General features: G+C 49.4%; 15 protein-coding genes. 4 read left to right on the forward strand and 11 right to left on the reverse strand.

What is annotated here, in order from left to right:
- Window positions 1-171: 171 nt before the first annotated feature.
- The 6 genes from folE to ACSR9A_RS08500 all read right to left on the reverse strand — a co-directional run bounded on the left by folE (window position 172) and on the right by ACSR9A_RS08500 (window position 4,239).
- The gene (gene folE / locus ACSR9A_RS08475; protein WP_056030885.1) at window positions 172-765 is read right to left on the reverse strand and encodes a GTP cyclohydrolase I FolE; all 594 of its coding nucleotides are present in this window, start codon (window positions 763-765) and stop codon (window positions 172-174) included.
- Between the two features lie 39 nt (window positions 766-804).
- Window positions 805-1,044 (reverse strand): YneF family protein, encoded by a 240-nt coding sequence (locus ACSR9A_RS08480; protein ID WP_046232156.1) that lies wholly within the window; start codon window positions 1,042-1,044, stop codon window positions 805-807.
- 145 nt (window positions 1,045-1,189) lie between these two features.
- Window positions 1,190-2,356, reverse strand: a complete 1,167-nt coding sequence (gene queG, locus ACSR9A_RS08485; RefSeq protein ID WP_473756674.1) for a tRNA epoxyqueuosine(34) reductase QueG — start codon at window positions 2,354-2,356, stop codon at window positions 1,190-1,192.
- Between the two features lie 56 nt (window positions 2,357-2,412).
- The gene (lepB, locus tag ACSR9A_RS08490; RefSeq protein ID WP_473756676.1) at window positions 2,413-3,015 is read right to left on the reverse strand and encodes a signal peptidase I; all 603 of its coding nucleotides are present in this window, start codon (window positions 3,013-3,015) and stop codon (window positions 2,413-2,415) included.
- Window positions 3,016-3,033: 18 nt separating this feature from the next.
- Entirely contained in the window at window positions 3,034-3,576 is a 543-nt protein-coding gene (locus tag ACSR9A_RS08495; protein ID WP_473756678.1) for a DUF402 domain-containing protein, read from the reverse strand.
- 240 nt (window positions 3,577-3,816) lie between these two features.
- Window positions 3,817-4,239 carry a GNAT family N-acetyltransferase gene (locus tag ACSR9A_RS08500; RefSeq protein ID WP_046232160.1) on the reverse strand — a complete coding sequence of 141 codons (423 nt, stop codon included), beginning with the start codon at window positions 4,237-4,239 and terminating at the stop codon, window positions 3,817-3,819.
- A gap of 358 nt (window positions 4,240-4,597) precedes the next feature.
- Here ACSR9A_RS08500 and ACSR9A_RS08505 point away from each other — a divergent pair, with 358 nt between their 5' ends.
- Together ACSR9A_RS08505 and ACSR9A_RS08510 are read left to right on the forward strand one after the other, a co-directional pair.
- The gene (locus tag ACSR9A_RS08505) at window positions 4,598-5,212 is read left to right on the forward strand and encodes a superoxide dismutase (protein WP_341280987.1); all 615 of its coding nucleotides are present in this window, start codon (window positions 4,598-4,600) and stop codon (window positions 5,210-5,212) included.
- A 162-nt stretch (window positions 5,213-5,374) separates the two neighbouring features.
- The gene (locus ACSR9A_RS08510) at window positions 5,375-6,265 is read left to right on the forward strand and encodes a hypothetical protein (protein ID WP_473756681.1); all 891 of its coding nucleotides are present in this window, start codon (window positions 5,375-5,377) and stop codon (window positions 6,263-6,265) included.
- Between the two features lie 105 nt (window positions 6,266-6,370).
- Here ACSR9A_RS08510 and ACSR9A_RS08515 read toward each other — a convergent pair whose 3' ends face one another.
- The 3 genes from ACSR9A_RS08515 to ACSR9A_RS08525 all read right to left on the reverse strand — a co-directional run bounded on the left by ACSR9A_RS08515 (window position 6,371) and on the right by ACSR9A_RS08525 (window position 10,022).
- On the reverse strand, window positions 6,371-7,291 hold the full coding sequence (locus ACSR9A_RS08515; RefSeq protein WP_473756813.1) for a carbohydrate ABC transporter permease: 921 nt from the start codon (window positions 7,289-7,291) through the stop codon (window positions 6,371-6,373).
- A 90-nt stretch (window positions 7,292-7,381) separates the two neighbouring features.
- On the reverse strand, window positions 7,382-8,338 hold the full coding sequence (locus tag ACSR9A_RS08520) for an ABC transporter permease (protein ID WP_473756682.1): 957 nt from the start codon (window positions 8,336-8,338) through the stop codon (window positions 7,382-7,384).
- Window positions 8,339-8,372: 34 nt separating this feature from the next.
- Window positions 8,373-10,022, reverse strand: a complete 1,650-nt coding sequence (locus ACSR9A_RS08525; RefSeq protein ID WP_473756685.1) for an extracellular solute-binding protein — start codon at window positions 10,020-10,022, stop codon at window positions 8,373-8,375.
- Between the two features lie 279 nt (window positions 10,023-10,301).
- Between ACSR9A_RS08525 and ACSR9A_RS08530 the strand changes: the two genes are divergently transcribed.
- Together ACSR9A_RS08530 and ACSR9A_RS08535 are read left to right on the forward strand one after the other, a co-directional pair.
- On the forward strand, window positions 10,302-12,182 hold the full coding sequence (locus ACSR9A_RS08530; protein WP_473756686.1) for a sensor histidine kinase: 1,881 nt from the start codon (window positions 10,302-10,304) through the stop codon (window positions 12,180-12,182).
- On the forward strand, window positions 12,154-12,906 hold the full coding sequence (locus ACSR9A_RS08535; protein WP_473756688.1) for a response regulator transcription factor: 753 nt from the start codon (window positions 12,154-12,156) through the stop codon (window positions 12,904-12,906). The genes ACSR9A_RS08530 and ACSR9A_RS08535 overlap by 29 nt, the downstream gene beginning before the upstream one ends.
- A 105-nt stretch (window positions 12,907-13,011) precedes the next feature.
- On the opposite strand, the gene ACSR9A_RS08540 is transcribed toward ACSR9A_RS08535, so the two are convergent.
- Both ACSR9A_RS08540 and ACSR9A_RS08545 read right to left on the reverse strand, forming a co-directional pair.
- Window positions 13,012-14,166: a S1C family serine protease gene (locus tag ACSR9A_RS08540; protein ID WP_473756690.1), complete on the reverse strand. Its 1,155-nt coding sequence runs from the start codon at window positions 14,164-14,166 to the stop codon at window positions 13,012-13,014.
- 12 nt (window positions 14,167-14,178) lie between these two features.
- Window positions 14,179-15,432 (reverse strand): zinc ribbon domain-containing protein, encoded by a 1,254-nt coding sequence (locus tag ACSR9A_RS08545; protein WP_473756692.1) that lies wholly within the window; start codon window positions 15,430-15,432, stop codon window positions 14,179-14,181.
- Window positions 15,433-15,474: the final 42 nt, after the last annotated feature.

Below are 15,474 nucleotides of genomic sequence, written 5' to 3' on the forward strand. Positions count from 1 at the left end.
AGCCGTCCTTTGGCGGCAAGGCTTCCGTTTCGCAGGTGGAATATAAGTCCATTTATAAGGATGAAACTTATAAAGTCTTATATTTAAAAAAAGACCGCTCCACAAGCTGGTGCGTGATGCACACTAGCTTGTGAAGCGGTCTCCCTTACACAATAAACGACTACGAAAAAATTAGGACTTGAGCAAAGCTAAAAATTCGGAACGCAAAGCCGGATTGGAACGGAACTCACCGCGCACAGCCGACGTCACCGTCATGCTGCCAGGCTTCTTCACCCCGCGGGAGCACATGCACAAATGCTCGCCTTCAACGACGACCATAACGCCATGCGGCTGCAATTCCTTGTCTAAAATATCTGCGATTTGGCTCGTTATCCGCTCCTGCACTTGCAAGCGCCTTGTAACAGCTTCTACTAGGCGAGCGAGCTTGCTGAGGCCGGCAATTTTGCCGCTTGGAATATAACCAATATGTGCTTTGCCGAAAAATGGCGCCATATGATGCTCGCACTGGCTGTAATAGATAATATCTTTTACAATAACCAGCTCTTCATGCTGTTCATCGAACGTAACGCCTAGCACCTCGCTCGGATCAACCTCATAGCCTGCGAAAATTTCTTCATACATGCGGGTGACGCGTGCAGGCGTCTCCAGCAGCCCTTCCCTTTCCACATTCTCGCCCACGAGCTTCAAAATTTCTTTCACATGAAATTCGATCTGCTCCCGGTTCTGAATGACTTTAGAGTTGACGTAATCTTTCTTTCCCGCCATGCGGACCACCCTCTTTCGGCTAATCAGAGGCTTATGCCTTTATCTGCGCGGCATCTTCTGATTTTTGTTCATATTCTGGTTCTGGTTTTTCATCATGTTTTGGGCACGCGTCATCTGCTGCTTGTTCAGATTATAGCCCATTTGTTTTGCCATTTTTTGAATCATTTCTGGATCGCTCTGCATTTTCTCTAGCTGTTTGCGCAAGTAGAATACGCCGATGAAAAATCCACCGACTGCCCCCACGATTAATGTCACAATCGGAATAATGTAACTCCACATAAAAAGCAAATCACCTGACCCTTTCCTGACTTAAACTTGTCTACAATGACCCCTATAATAGCATGTAAACTTGACATTCGCAAACGTTGGAAGCGCAAACGGTTTTCCCTATTCCAGCAGCCGCTAAGCGCAGGCAGCTGCTGGATCAACGAGGTAACGTATCAGCACCTTCTGCTAGTGAGAGCAATGCCTGCTCCATATAGCGCCGTGCGTCATCATCCGCTTCTTGCAGCAATGCCTGCTGGATCGCTTCCTCTGCCTCTGCGCCGCCAATGCGGCCCAGCGACCATGCCGCGGTTCCCCGCATAACCGGGCGCACATCCTGCCGCAGCACTTGAATGAGATCCGGCACTGCGCTCCGATCCTTAAAATTGCCCAGCGCAATAACCGCATTGCGCTGAATCGGCTTTTTGCCCCGCCAAGCAGAAGAACTGCTCGCATATAGGCGTTGAAATTCTTTATTGCCAATCGTCAGCAATGGTGTAAGCAGCGGCTTAACCAGCTCATGATCGGGCTGCAGCTCGGGCTGATGCGTCCAGTTTTTGCCCCGATTTACTGGACATACGGTCTGGCAAGTATCGCAGCCATACAGACGATTGCCGATTTTTCGCATATATCCGTCTTCTACAAAACCTTTCGTCTGCGTAATAAATGAAATGCAGCGGCTCGAATTAAGCTGGCCAGGGCCAACGAGCGCGTCCGTCGGACAAGCGTCAATGCATTTGGTGCATTCGCCGCAGCCATCGGTCACTGACTCATCCGGCTCCAGAGGCAAATTTGTAATCATTTCCCCGAGGTAGATCCACGAGCCAAGATCCTCGGACAATATCGAGCAATTTTTGGCGCTCCAGCCTAGTCCCGCCCGCTCGGCAACGGCCCGATCCGATAAAGCCCCAGTATCGACCATGCTTTCAGCGCGAAAGCCCGGTACGCGTTCCGAAAGCCAAGCTTCAAGCCGCCCTAGCCTATTGCGCAGCACCTTATGATAGTCCTCTCCCCAAGCAGAGCGGGACAAAATGCCCCTTCTGGCTCCCGGCTCCGATTTAGGAGGCTGATGGAGCTTGGATGGGTAAGCGATCGCAATGGCAATAATCGATTGGGGCTGGTCAAACAACAGCGCCGGATTGGTACGCTTGTCAAGGTCCGGCTCTTCGAATCCAGACTCATAGCCAAGCTCCCGGTGCGAAATAAGCCGCTGCTTCAAGGTGATGAACGGATCAGCAGAGGCGATGCCTATTTTGTCGATGCCGAGGCTGCGCGCGGCGGCTTTCATTTCTTTTTTCAATGCTGCGTAATACGCCCGTTCCTCCATCCCTTCACCTCCCAAAAGCTTCAGCCTGATGTTTGACGCGCTTGCTGTATCTAAATCTATAACGGCTTTATTTGTTTGTAAGGCCATACGATAAACTGCGCCTTGCCCTCAATCGCTGCAATAGGAACCGCTCCAAACATTCGGCTGTCCTTGCTCGCCCGCGCATGACGGTTGTCGCCCATGACATAATAACTGCCTGCCTCGACAGTTAGCGGCATGATGTCCAGATCCTCAATATCCGTATCAATATACGGTTCGTCCACAAGCTCGCCATTGCGATACAAATGCTTGTCCGAAATTTCAATTCGGTCTCCTGGCAAGCCGACGACGCGTTTTACGAGCAGCTCCTTCTCTTTGCCAAACGCTGAGGGGTCCTGCAAAATAACGACATCGCCGATTTTTGGCGCACCGATCAAATATACGAATTTATTTACAAACAGCCATTCCTTCTCCTGCAAGGTTGGCTCCATGGAATGTCCTTCTACGGTAGAAAGATTAAACACAAACAGATGCAGCGCTGCTACGATAATGAACGATATGCCAACGGTTTTCACCCATTCCCAAAGCTCCTTCGACCAACCTGGGCGTTTAACTGCCCCAAGCTGCTCCCTTCCTTCAGCTTCGCTGCTGCCGCCGCCGTCAAATGAAAATCTGTCCATTCCTTAACCGCCTCCGCCCTATAAGCTTGTGCGCCATGCTTCATAATAAGCAATAATCACTTCGTCATTAAAAGGAATTGCATTCTCGTCCATCTTCAAAAGAAGCTCGCCTAGTCCAAGCAGCACATGCTCCTGCACATCTCCTGGATAGTCGTACTTCGCTTTATGCAGCTCGTATTCATCCTCGTCCACCACTTGGCGGCTGCCATCCGGCATACGAATGACATCCAAATCGTAATCGATATAGGTGAGCAGCGCGCCATGCCGAGCAAATGGAGAAGCGAGATTGCAGTAATAGCGAATACCGCCTTCCTCAAGCAGCGCAACCACATTATACCACTGTCCCGGCAGAAAAAAAGAAACCGCAGGCACCTCGCTCATCCAAACCTTGCCGCTGGCTTCCACAATAGGTGTCTCAAAGTTGATCGTCACCATAAACCCAAGTGCAGCATGCTGCGGAAGGAGCAGCGGTGCCGGAATAAGCCAATTATGCTCCCAGCTGCGATGAATGCTTCCATCGTGCTTGAAGCTCTTGATGACGCAATGCTGATAGGGTTCCATGTTGTTCTCCTCTTTGCAGGCGCTAAGCGCAGCGCTTAAACAGCCCTCTTAATAAGGTGAAACGGCTGCCCTCCGTCCTCTGGCGGCGCGGCGCGTTTCAGTCAGAGAAATATAAGCGTATTTATAGGTGTAAAACTTATAAAATCTTATATTTTAAATAGAAAAGCATACCCCACCGCCAAAAGCAATGGCGATGCAGATATGCCCTACAAACGGTTATTGGACAGCCAGAGGCTTGTCCTAACCTGCTATAATACTTAGCTGTTGAAAAGAGCGGAAAAAATCTTTGGACACATAGCCCAGCGATTCATAAAGCGGCAAAACGGCTTCATTGTGCTCATCAGCTGTAATTAAAATTTTCTTTACTTGGCGCTGTTGGAATCTTAGGCGCAATGACTCAATAAGTGCTTTGCCAATTCCTTGACGCTGATGGTCCGCATGGACCGCAACACGATAATAGTAGCCCGTGTTATTATCAATCGTACCGATAATGACACCTACAACTTCCGACTCATAGAGAGCGACGAGAACAAGCTCGCTATCCCATGACAATTGACGCGCAAAAGCTTCCATTGTTTGCTCGTAACATTCTTCAGTTAATACATCCGCAAGAAGAGCTGTTAGCAACCTGTAATCTGATAATTGGAAGGAACGAACATTCATTATCGATACACACCTCTATACCATGTCATTGTGCTGCAATTTAATCATTATACTACATCTTCTATCGTTTTCCTTCACAAAATTTTAAAATTTGTTTAAAAAAATCTAAGAATTTAGCGAATTATGACTGAAAACGCTTTAAATTAAGCGCTTACATAAAGTTTTGGCCCTTTTTCGTTCATTTGATTGGATTTTCTCCCGCTTATGCATAATTACTTTATCTAAATGTCATGCTATTGGGGTCTACCTTATCTATCAAAATCCGACTTTTGAAACATCAATGTTGATTTATGTGATCGGATAAGGGATAATAAGAAGAGTAATTTACATATTCTAATTTTAGGAGGCTGTTTATATTATGGCACATCAATTACCAGCACTTCCGTATGCTAATAACGCTCTTGAGCCCCACATCGACGCTCTGACGATGGAAATCCATCACGACCGTCACCACAATGCTTATGTAACAAACCTGAACGCTGCTTTGGAATCTGCTCCTGAGCTGCAAGGCAAATCTATTGAAGATTTGATTGCTGATCTGGCAAGCGTACCTGAAGCGATCCGTACAGCGGTTCGCAACAATGGCGGTGGACATGCTAACCACAGCCTGTTCTGGGAAACAATCGGTCCTGACGCTGGCGGCGCTCCAACTGGCGCACTAGCTGCTGCGATTGAAAGCGAGCTAGGCGGCTTCGATACATTCAAAGCTGACTTTGCAAAAGCTGGCGCTACTCGTTTCGGCAGCGGCTGGGCATGGCTTTCCCTGACAAAAGACGGCAAGCTGAAAGTTTCCAGCCTGCCAAACCAAGACAGCCCGATCATGGAAGGCGAAACGCCGCTTCTTGGTCTGGACGTTTGGGAGCATGCTTACTACCTGAACTACCAAAACAAACGCCCTGACTACATTGCAGCGTTCTGGAACGTTGTAAACTGGGCTGAAGTTGGCAAACGTTACGAAGCAGCAGTTAAATAATACGGCTTGCCGTTTAAAGCGGAGTCTCCATGCGGAGGCTCCGCTTTTTTTTGTTTTCCAGCTTTCGTGTAAAACCATGCACAAGAATAGGCATTCGCCGCATAACATGAAGTAGGATAGTTAAATGCCTAACTCGACGTGCAAAGGAGTCTGACCTATCGCATGAACGATACTTACGGTTTTACCAATGGGCAAGTGCAGATTCATATCCCGCCATCTCCGTCTTCCCGCGCAGGGCAAGACTGCGGCTGCGGCGGCCCGCGCATGCTGATGCCTGGAGGCCCGGGATTATTCCCGCCAGGGCCGGGACCAGGGCCATTCCCGCCAGGACCAGGACCGTTCCCGCCGGGACCAGGGCCGTTCCCTCCGGGGCCAGGGCCATTTCCTCCGGGGCCAGGGCCATTCCCTCCGGGACCAGGACCGTTCCCGCCAGGACCAGGACCGTTCCCGCCGGGACCAGGGCCGTTCCCGCCAGGACCAGGGCCATTCCCTCCGGGACCAGGGCCGTTCCCTCCGGGGCCAGGGCCATTCCCTCCGGGGCCAGGGCCGTTCCCTCCGGGGCCAGGGCCATTCCCTCCGGGACCAGGACCGTTCCCGCCAGGACCAGGACCGTTCCCTCCGGGACCAGGGCCGTTCCCGCCAGGACCGTTTCCGCCGTTCCCGTTCCCGATTCCCCTGCCGATTCCTATTCCTTTCCCGCCGGGGCCGCAAGGGACAGTAACGGTCGTTATTAACGGAGGACGGACGTTCCCTAATGTCACGCAGGCTTACCGAGTGATCCATCGCATCGGCATGACGATTTATCAGGCGCTGCTGGCGACCGGAGTTGTCCGCTTTGGCTTCAACGGACAAATTACCTCAATCAGCGGCATTCCAATTGGCGGCAACATCAGCTATCTTCTCCGCCTGAATGGCAGAGTTATACCTTCCACGCTGCTGAACTTCCCGCTTCAGCGCAATGACGCCGTAGCTCTGGAACTGATCTACTCGCCTTCCGGCCGCCAGAGCGATGAAGATTTAGCTGATATTTCAGATGTTACGCAGCAGTCCTAATATAGTTGAATTAAAAAGAGCGGGCCTACCGAATTCCGTAGGCTCGCTCTTTTCATCTTTCCGTTTACCTTCAGCTTCCACTGTAGCAAATGGACAAGCCTTCCTTTATTCCTTAACACCGCCGAGCGTCAGCCCGGTAACGAAGTATTTTTGCAAAAAAGGATATACGATAATAATCGGAACGGTGGCTACGACTGTAATGGCTGCACGGATGGAGGCTGGCGTTACGATATTTGCCTGTATATTTTTGCTGCTGGCAAAAGCCGATTCCGCCGTTCCTCCAACGCTCATATTGGCGGATTGCAGCTTTTTCATCAATTCATATTGCAGCGTGCTAAGGTTAATGTTCGAGGAGTTATATAAAAAAGTATCAAACCAGCTATTCCATTGTCCCACTGCGACGAACAGGGCAATCGTAGCAATGACGGGCAGGCTGAGCGGTAATATAATCCGTAAAAATATGGAGAAATGCGTCGCTCCATCTATTTGAGCTGATTCAACCAGACTCTCGGGCAGGCCCTCCATAAAGGATCGCATCACAATAAGGTTGAACGCGCCTATAAGCCCCGGAATGACGTAAACCCAAAACGTCCCGTACAAATGCAGATTTTTGATGAGCATGTAGGTTGGAATCAAGCCGCCACTGAAATACATCGTAAAGATGAAGATGAAGGATATCGGCCCCCGCAGCATATACTCCTTGCGGCTGAGCGTATAGGCCAGCATCGCTGTGCAAAACACGCTGCTTACTGTACCGAGCAGCGTCCGGGCTACGGAAATGAAGAAGGCATGATAAATGAGCCCGTCCTGAAACAGCGTGCTGTAATTTAGTGTCGTGAACTCGCGCGGCCACAGAAAGGTGCTGTCCCGAACCGTATCCTGTGCCTGGTTAAACGAAACCGCGAGCGTATTCAAAACCGGATAAAGCGTAAGCACAAGCAGCGCTAGCAGAAACACGGTATTGCATATGTCAAAAAGCAAGTCTGCTACAGACCTCTTCGACCTGCCAAGTGTCGTCGTTGTCATCGTTTCCTCCTGTTCCCTGTCATCTTGCATGAGCGTAAAACAGGCTTTTGCCGTCCACTGCAGGGCGGCAAAAGCTCCTTTCATCTTCAACTAAAACAGCCTCTCCTGACCCATCCGCTTCGCCATTCGGTTTGCGGCCAGCAGCAGCACGACGCTGATGACTGTTTTGAAAATGCCGGCAGCGGTTGCAAACGAGAACCGCGACAGATTAATGCCATATTTCAACACGAAAATGTCTATCGTCTCGGAAAAGTCCACCACCATTGGGGTTTGCAGCAAATATTGCTGTTCAAAGCCGGCGTCCAAAATATGTCCAATATTCATGATAAGCAGGATAACAATAATTCCGCGAATGCCGGGCAGCGTAATATGCCTTATTTTTCGAAACCGTCCCGCCCCGTCGATGCTGGCCGCCTCGTAGAGCGAAGGATCAATCGTCGTCATCGCGGCCAAATAAATAATCGCGCTCCAGCCGATTTCCTTCCACACGTTGGAGGCGCCAATAATCCACCAAAAATAATGCTGCTCGGAGAGCCACATAATAGGCTCCTTAATAATATGAAGACTCACGAGCAGCTTGTTGACGGCCCCATCAATAGAGAGCACGTTCATAATCAGGTTCGCGGCCACAACCCAAGATAGGAAATGCGGCAAGTAGCTAACCGTCTGGACGACACGCTTAAACATCACCTTGCGCACTTCATTGAGCATAAGCGCAAGGCCAATCGAGCTGACGAACCCAAACACAAGATTGATGAGGCTCATCGCGAGTGTATTGCGAATGACGCGAATGAAATTCTCATCCTGAAACAGCTCTCTGAAGTTGGCGAGGCCCACCCATTCGTTTTCAACCATCACAGAACCAAGCTTATAATTCTGAAAAGCCATCATCCACCCGTACAACGGCACGTAGGCGAAAATAATGACATACACCAGAAAAGGAATGGACATGATCATTAGCGCCTTTTGACTGCACAGCTTGCTCCATTTGCGCGGCCTTTTCTGGATTTGGGTATGCTCTTTCACACGCTCGACCGTTACAGACATGGCATGCTCCCTCTCCCTCCTTGCTGCGTGTTTCCTACCAGTTCTCTTGGCGGTCCTTCACCTTCGTCGTCAGCTCATCGAGCCAGCCTTGAATATCCAGTTTCTCGACCGCAGCGACATACTCATTCCAATATTTTTCGAAGTCGTCGGTATTTTTGGCAACGACCATTTGCGGCGGATATTTTTTATTAATATCGTTAAGCTTCTGGTTGAACACCTTGTTTTTCTCCGTTAGCTCGATGCTCCAGAGCGGGAAATATTTGCGGTCTAGATTCGGGCCATCGAACAGCTCCTCGTAGGTTGTTACGCCATAAGCCTGCAGCAGCTCCAAATCCATCTCATCGTATCCGGCTGCAATTTCTTCCGGCTGCTGATACTGCTGATAGCTGTTGCCGTCAGCCATCGTCCCCGACGAGCCCGGCCAGTACCAGAGGATGTTTCCGGTTGTTTTCAAGCCATTTTTCGGGTCGGCAAAAAAGTCCCGCTGCTCCTGATTGCGATAAAACCGTCCGGTTTCGCTGACCGTATAATCTTCGCCCGCCACGCCCCAGTTGCGCAGCAATTGTCCTTCTTCACTTGCCATGTAATCGGCATATTTGATAGCCGCTACAGGGTCCTTCGCATTAATCGTAATGGAGAAGCCCATATTGTAGTTCATCGAAGGCACGTCCAAATAATCCGGCTGAATGCTGTCATCAAAGGTGAGCTGGAGCGGTACAAACATCCGGTTTGCTTTGCCCTGCTGCTTCAAGGAATCAAGCGCCGTCTGAAACTGCCACTTCTGGTCAAACATCCCCAGCACCCGGCCGCTGGACAGCTTAGCCAAATACTGCTCATAGTTCATCACAAAAGCTTCCTTGTCAATCATGCCTTCCCGGTACATTTCCTGCAGCTTCGCATAATAACGCTTCGTAACGTTTTCGTCCGTCTGGTAGAAGGCCAGCTTGTTCGCCACCGGGTCAACAATAGCCCGTGAATCGTTAGGCCCGCCGGCTAAAAATTGCATCGCGGTCGTCAACGTGAAATTGCGGTTGTCATAGGTTAAAATTTCAAAAGGAATCGTATCCGCACCATCGATTTGCGGGTATTTTTTATAATAAGCGCGCAATACATCGACATATTGATCGAACGTCGTTATTTTCGGATAGCCTGCGTCCTTAAGCACTTCCTTCTGAATCCAAAAGGCTGCGCTAATGCCCTTAATCGGCGTCCCCGTAGGTGCGACCTGCGGCAATGCATAAATATGTCCATCCGCTGCTTTCAGCCGTTCCCAGTATGGCCCATAAATGCGTTTAATGTTCGGGGCATGCTGCTCAATTAAATCCTCCAGCGGAATGAGCGCGTTCGCATCCTCAAACTTAACCGTCTCACTCGTATTGATGAGGTCAGGGTAATCGCCTCCGGCGATCATTACGCCTACCTTCTGCTCCTTCTCGCCGACAAGACGTTCATATTTGATCCTCACCCCTGTCTTCTGCTCAATCATATCGCCGATTTTCGTATGCTCAGGTACATTATCGCCGGGGTCAAATATGAAATAGCTGAATGTGGTCAACTCTTCGGAGCTGTTATTTTTGCTCGTGCCCGCAGCCGTATTCGTGCTCTCCGTACTGCATCCTCCCACTAGCATCGATAAGGCCAAAGACGTCCCGGCGATCCATGTAAGCGCTATATTTTTACTCAAGATCATTGCCACCCTCCCTTTAATATAAATTAACTGTATCAAACAGGTAGCTGCCCAGGTACCCGAAAAACCTTAACATCATACCCTGCAAATCTAACGAGATTTGCAGCTGTTGCTCCGGCGACGGGGTGGAGAATTACCATATTTTATATATTTAGGGTAGCTATTTCAACAAATAAGTGTTAATTTTACTAATGAAAACGCTTCATTAGCTTTTGAATGACACTATTATACTAACAAAATGATTCGGTTAGCCTTTGGTCAAAGGAGCAGCAAGCGATGAAAATGATGCAAAACCTCCGTCCCTTCCGCTGGAATGATTTCCGGCTGCGAAACAAGCTGTTGCTTTTATATTTTGCCGCTGTTTTTATCCCAGTCATGCTGACGAATACGTTTTTCTATACGATAACCGCAGGCAATGTCCGAACAGAGAAGGTCCAGGATCTTCGGCAATCACTTGAGCGGAACAAGGATAACTTTCGTAAAATGCTGGAGGGCGTCATTAGCTTCTCCTCGGTCATCTATAATGACGGCATCCTCTACAGCGCGCTGGATCGCACTTATGCGAGCGAAAGTGAAGTCATTTCGGCCTATGGCGAGGTGCTGAGCAACTCGATTAACCGCTTCGTTCCACTGAATAAGCAATTTTATAATGCGTATTTGTTTACCGACAACGACAGCCTGATTCACGCAGGCCTCCTGCAATACATTGACTTGCAGACGAAGCAGGAGGGCTGGTTTCAAGCGACTACCGACCAGGCGCGAAGCCGAAAATGGCTGCTTTACACGAACACGCCGAGCGCGCTTTGCAGGCAGTCTGGGGCAGCATCGGCAACGCTCACAGCCAGCGGGGAAACAACCGTACGAACAGAATCGGCAGAATGCGGCGCTCCGTATTTGAGCGTGATCCGCGAGCTTGATTTTTACAAAGCCTATTCCAACTATCATAAAATTCTCAGAGTGGATATTTTGCCGCATTATTTGGAAAATACATTATTTGATCATTCGTTTCCCGGTGAAATTTATTTATTGAATCCGCAGGGCCATGTCATTTACTCGTCGGAGGCAGAGCCGCCAGCGTTCATTCATGGCAGCTCTCCGCAGGACAAAACAACCATCGTCAGCCCGTTTGAAGGCATCGATTACCTGAAAGGCTGGGAGATGGTAGGTATCTACCCTAATGACGTCGTTAATCAAAGCCTATTTGATTCACGCAAATTTATTATTTACTTGACCTGTGTGAATCTGCTATTTCCGAGCATTATTATTTTACTTATTGCCAGATCGCTTAATCTGAGGCTGGGCATGCTGCTGGGGGGTATTAAACGGGTGAAAAATCAGCGCTTTGAAGTGCTGCGGACTGAACCGGCATCCGATGAAATCGGGCAGCTGACCGAGGAATTTAACCGCATGACACAGCAGATCAACGGCCTCATCCAAGATGTGTACGTGGCAGAGCTGGATCGTCGACAGGCGCAGTTTAATGCCCTGCTAAGCCAAATCAACCCTCATTATTTGTTTAACACGCTTGATGCCATTCGAATGAATTGCGTCATTAAAGGCGAAGAGGAAACGGCATCGGTCATTAAGCTGCTCGGCCGCGGCTTCCGCAGATCGCTAAGCTGGGGCGAGGATATGATTCCGCTTCAAGAGGAGATGGCGTTCGTCACTGACTATCTGGACATTCAGCATTTCCGCTTCGGCCATCGCCTCTCCTACCAGCTGGAAATGGATGAAGAAGTGCTTGAGCTGCAATTGCCGAAAATGAGCATCCTTCCGCTTGTCGAAAATGCCTGTATTCATGGCATTGAGCATTCCGAGCAGCCGGGCAATATTATCGTATCAGCCAAGCTGCATAGCGCCCGCATTGTCATTCGCGTGTCAGACAATGGCATTGGAATGGAAGAAGAGAAGCTGCAGCAAAGGCTTGCAAGTCTGGAGCAAGCAGGAGCGCAGCATCAGCAGGGCAACCATGTCGGACTGAAAAATGTTTATGACCGGCTCAAGTGGCATTTTGGGAAGGAGTTCAGCTTTAGTCTGGGTTCCCGTTATGGGGAAGGCACAACGATTGAGCTGCAAATTCCCGCCGCCTTCGCTAAGGATGAATCTGTAGTTGAAAGGAGAATCATCGATGTTGAAAACATTGATCGTGGAAGATGAGCCGCGAATGCGTGAAGGACTGAAAAGAATCATTTATTGGGAGAAGTACGGCTTTAATCTATGCGGTGATGCGGAAAATGGACGGCAGGCGCTAGAATTGATTGAACGCGAGCAGCCCGCACTTGTCATTACCGACATTCGTCTGCCCGGCATTACGGGGCTTGAACTTATGAAGGACGTAACGGGACGAATGGATACCTGCTTTATCGTCATTTCTGGCTATGATGAATTTGAATATGTGAAGACAGCCCTCATCTGCGGTGCTGTTGATTATATTTTGAAGCCTGTGGAGGAGGAGCAGTTGATTGGTGCTCTGCTGCGGGTGAAACAACGGCTGCTCAAAGCTTCGGCCAGCACAAATGCCAGCTCGGCGGATGCTGTGCTACCGGATGCGGGAATGCCTTCGGATGATCCCATCGCTTTTGTCAAAGAGTATGTGGCCTCACATTATCAGGAGCAGGTGACGATGAAAGAAATTGCCGGCAAAACGTTTCTCCATCCCTTCTATCTCGGGCAATTGTTCCGCAAATCAACCGGTATCTACTTCAATGATTACGTCCATCAGATTCGGGTGGATAAAGCGCAGCTGCTGCTCGCCACTACAAGCAGCAAAATAGCCGACATCGCTGCTGGCGTCGGCTATCCGGACCCGGACTATTTTGTGCAGCAGTTCAAGAAATTTACCGGCTGCACCCCTTCCCATTTTCGTAAAAATCAGCTGTAGCGTTTCATTAATTTTTCCATATAAGATTCAAATAATTTTATTTTGTATCCATACAAAAAAGCCAGCATCCCTTATTCGGTTTGCTGGCTTTCTCTGCAATAAGCGTTAATGTTGCTCTTTCTCATGCGCGGCCTGCTCAATCACCTTGCCTCTGCCGGTTATCAGCTTGAGCTGGTCGTTCTCATAGCCAACCTCGTAAATCACCTGATATTTGCTCAGCTTGTTTTTGCCGCTTACTCTCTCATCAACTGAAATAATCGCCGTCACAGTCGCTTGCTGATCGTTGTTGACCGTTACATGCATATCGTCGATAACGACATTGCGCGTTGGCATATAGCCTTCCCGAAATTCGTCATAGCTTGTTCCCTCTTTCCAACTGCCGCCCAGCAAGGAGTAGGCATATACATAATCGGCATTGTTCAGGCTGTCGTAAAAATGAGTAACCAAGTAGCTGGCATATTCACTCATCGTCGCTTCCTGCTTTTCCATGCCCGCGCTATTCGTGCCTTCCTGCTCAGGGAGCACCTCCATAGGCTTCGTCGACCATGCTTCCACCGTTGCCAGCACATTTACAATTGGAATGCTGAACCCAATAGATCCTTGCTCAATCCCTGCTGAATTAATGCCGAGCACTTCGCCTGTCTCTCTTCTGACCAGAGGGCCGCCGCTGTTTCCTGGCGCAATGGGCGCAGAAATTTGATACAAATCCTTATACGAATACGGTTCGATTGTAAAATTACGGCCCAAGCCGCTAATGATGCCTGTCGTTACTGTATTCTGAAAACCAAGCGGACTGCCGATCGCCATCACTTCATCGCCTATTTCCGCTTTTTTATTGCGAACCATCTTAAGCGGCTTCTCGCCAACCAGTCCCGGGACGCGTACGACCGCGATATCTGTCTCCTTGCTGATGCCAATGACTTCGCCATCAAGCTCCCTTGCATCAGACGTGTGGATTTTCACCTTATGAACGCCGGATACGACATGCGCATTGGTGATCAAGTCACCTTGATTATTGTATAAAAAGCCTGATCCCTGCTTGCCATTGCCGCTTTCAATCATCACGACCAGCTTCTGGGTTTCATATATGACGTCTTTAAGCGGCTTGCCGGTTTTCTCCGAGCGCGTTTCTGACACGGCGAGCAGCGGCTTGCCACTGAGCTGCTTGGGAATTTCGGAACGGATAAATACGACCGCTCCCGCTCCGAAAAGCAGAAAAGCAACGGACATTATAAGACTAAGCCAAGTTCCTTTTCTCATGAATATCTTCTCCTAGTCCAAATACCATGTGACATGATCGATGACGACAGTAGCATCGGTCTCTTCAATGCCTTCCACAGCTGCGTCGAAAGTAAAGGATTCGTTAGGCTCTATATAGTTAGGCATGGCGATAGACGTACCCTTCTTCAAAATCTGTTTATCCTTGCCGCGCACCGAATATTGGATTTCAACGGAATAAATCGGCCGGGTGGCAGCATTTTTGAGCAAGGCATGGATTTTGAAGCTGCCCGTTTCATCAAAGCTCGTATCCACCTTAACCACCTGGGCGGCTGCCGTCTGGTTAAGCAAATCCTCTTCGGCCGCTTTCTGCATGGCACGCTCAATTCTTTCCTGCTCCGCCTTCTCAAAAGCCTGCTTCTCCGCATGAATGCTTTCAAGCAGCTTCGTCAAGTTCGTATCCTCCGGGGCATAAGCCATTCCCTTCTGTACGGTGGCGATCGCCTCGGAGAAGCTTTTTTTCTGAAGCAGCTCCTTCGTCTGCTGTTGGCATACAATCGCGATTTTGTCCACGATCTGCTTGCGTACAGCTACCGCTTCTTCACCGCCTAAACCATTAACGGTATTAAGCTTTACGGCCAAAGCATCCAGCGAGTTAATCTGGTCCAGCTCATTTTGCACCTGTACAACGACCATTCTAACATTTAAATCGGCAAACGCCTCGCGCAGCGGAGAAAAAATCTGCTCTTCCCGGCCTGCAAGCAGCGTATTCAACTGCTTCACTAGCGGTCCAGCCTCCGTCAAAGCTCCATTGTCCAGCTCGCTGGCAAGGCTGTTAATTTTATTTTCAATTGCAACCGCCTCGTTGACAATATCCATATCCTCCTGAAGAGCACCATAGGCTGGACGCACCTTCGCTGCCTTCTCAAGCTGGATCATCGCTTCGTGATATTTGCCTCCCCAAGCCTTCTGCTTCGCTTGCTCATGCCATTCGGCGACATGATCATTCAAATCGCTTTCATATATGTAATAAGAAAAAACCCCGGCAGACGTTGTAATGAACACAACAACTGGCACGAGCGCAATTATAAACTTACGCCCAGCCCCGGCACGGGTTCTTCTGTTTCGTACTGGCGCTTGCTCTGGCACTAATGAGGCACTTGCCTCCCGAATAAATAATTCATGCTCTTGAATGACAATGGCCTGCGTCTGCTCATTTGCCTGTGCGTCCTGAAGCAGCGGTTTCCCGCATTTGCTGCAGTATACGGCACTAGGCTCATATTTATTTCCGCAATGTTGGCAATGCACCTGTGCTCATCTCCTGACGCAATCAAACTTTAATCGTCCTTG

The sequence above is a fragment of the Paenibacillus sp. R-74696 genome (assembly GCF_055814915.1).

Bases quoted from the DNA above. Each gene is read 5' to 3' on its own strand.
- ACSR9A_RS08540 (WP_473756690.1), bottom strand. From the start codon at position 14,166: ATGAGAAAAGGAACTTGGCTTAGTCTTATAATGTCCGTTGCTTTTCTG.
- queG (WP_473756674.1), bottom strand. From the start codon at position 2,356: ATGGAGGAACGGGCGTATTACGCAGCATTGAAAAAAGAAATGAAAGCC.
- ACSR9A_RS08510 (WP_473756681.1), top strand. From the start codon at position 5,375: ATGAACGATACTTACGGTTTTACCAATGGGCAAGTGCAGATTCATATC.
- lepB (WP_473756676.1), bottom strand. From the start codon at position 3,015: ATGGACAGATTTTCATTTGACGGCGGCGGCAGCAGCGAAGCTGAAGGA.
- ACSR9A_RS08495 (WP_473756678.1), bottom strand. From the start codon at position 3,576: ATGGAACCCTATCAGCATTGCGTCATCAAGAGCTTCAAGCACGATGGA.
- folE (WP_056030885.1), bottom strand. From the start codon at position 765: ATGGCGGGAAAGAAAGATTACGTCAACTCTAAAGTCATTCAGAACCGG.
- ACSR9A_RS08505 (WP_341280987.1), top strand. From the start codon at position 4,598: ATGGCACATCAATTACCAGCACTTCCGTATGCTAATAACGCTCTTGAG.
- ACSR9A_RS08500 (WP_046232160.1), bottom strand. From the start codon at position 4,239: ATGAATGTTCGTTCCTTCCAATTATCAGATTACAGGTTGCTAACAGCT.
- ACSR9A_RS08515 (WP_473756813.1), bottom strand. From the start codon at position 7,291: ATGACAACGACGACACTTGGCAGGTCGAAGAGGTCTGTAGCAGACTTG.
- ACSR9A_RS08530 (WP_473756686.1), top strand. From the start codon at position 10,302: ATGAAAATGATGCAAAACCTCCGTCCCTTCCGCTGGAATGATTTCCGG.
- ACSR9A_RS08480 (WP_046232156.1), bottom strand. From the start codon at position 1,044: ATGTGGAGTTACATTATTCCGATTGTGACATTAATCGTGGGGGCAGTC.
- ACSR9A_RS08520 (WP_473756682.1), bottom strand. From the start codon at position 8,338: ATGTCTGTAACGGTCGAGCGTGTGAAAGAGCATACCCAAATCCAGAAA.
- ACSR9A_RS08535 (WP_473756688.1), top strand. From the start codon at position 12,154: ATGTTGAAAACATTGATCGTGGAAGATGAGCCGCGAATGCGTGAAGGA.